The following is a 1,070-nucleotide window of genomic DNA, read 5'->3' on the forward strand; positions in this document are numbered from 1 at the left end:
CTGACCGGCGTTTTGTCCGCCACCAGATTTTCGTAATTGCCGCCGCTGACGTTGGTGATCGAGTTGGTCAGCGGAGCATGGCCGGTCAATGCGTCGTTCGGCGCGGCGGTGGTCACGGTACCGGTGGTTTTGCCGATATCGATGGTGATTGTCTGGCCGTTAGCCAGGGACACGGTGACCGGGCTACCAGTCACTGGCGCACCGACGGTTGCGGTGTAAGTGACGGTGCCGCCTTCGGCTGCCGAAGCGGTGGCATTCAGGGTCACGGTCGTGGTGTCGATGGTGTCGTTGACGGTGGTGACTGCCGGTGCAGTGCTCGGAACCAGGTTTTCAAAGTTGCCGCCGGTTGCGTCCTTGATGGTTGCTTCAACGGTGCCGGCGTCTTTATAGACGTCGTCCTTCGGCGCATCGACGGTGACGGAACCGGTGGTTTTGCCTGCTTCGATGGTGATGACGGCGCCGTTGCTCAGGGTCACGGTGACCGGAGTGCCGGCGGCATTGGTCAGGGTCGCCGTATAGGTGATCTGACCGCCTTCATCTACAGCGCCGGTCGCAGTGAGCGACAGGTTGGTGGTGTCCGGTGTGTCGGTCACCGAGGTATCCGCCGACTTGCCGTCGACTTCCAGCTTCTCGTAGTTGCCGCCCTTGGCGTCGTCGATCTTCACGCTCAAAGAACCGCCGCCAGCGAGGGCATCGTTTGGCGCAACGAAGTTGACAGAACCGCTGCTGGCACCGACCGGAATGGTGATGGTCTGGCCATTGGACAGGGTCACAACCACTGGCGAACCAGTCACCGGAGCAGTGACGGACGCGGTGTACACCACGGTGCCGCCTTCGGCCACGTTCGCGGTCGCACTCAGCGAAACGGTGCTGGTGTCGATGGTATCGGTGACGGTGGTGAGCGCAGGCGTATTGCTGGTTACCAGGTTCTCGAAGTTGCCACCGGTTGCGTCCTTGATGGTCGCTTCAACGGTTCCGGCGTCTTTATAGACGTCGTCCTTCGGTGCATCGACGGTTACGGAGCCGGTGGTTTTACCCGCTTCGATGGTGATGACGGCACCGTTGCTCAG

General features: G+C 61.4%; 1 protein-coding gene. It reads right to left on the minus strand.

The genetic code is table 11. The annotated features are described in order from the left end of the window. Positions 1 to 1,070, minus strand: a 1,070-nt coding sequence (locus tag AC1DQM_RS29800; protein ID WP_477747255.1) for an immunoglobulin-like domain-containing protein, incomplete at both ends; no start/stop codon positions are given.

This window comes from Pseudomonas sp. 01L34 (assembly GCF_056400265.1).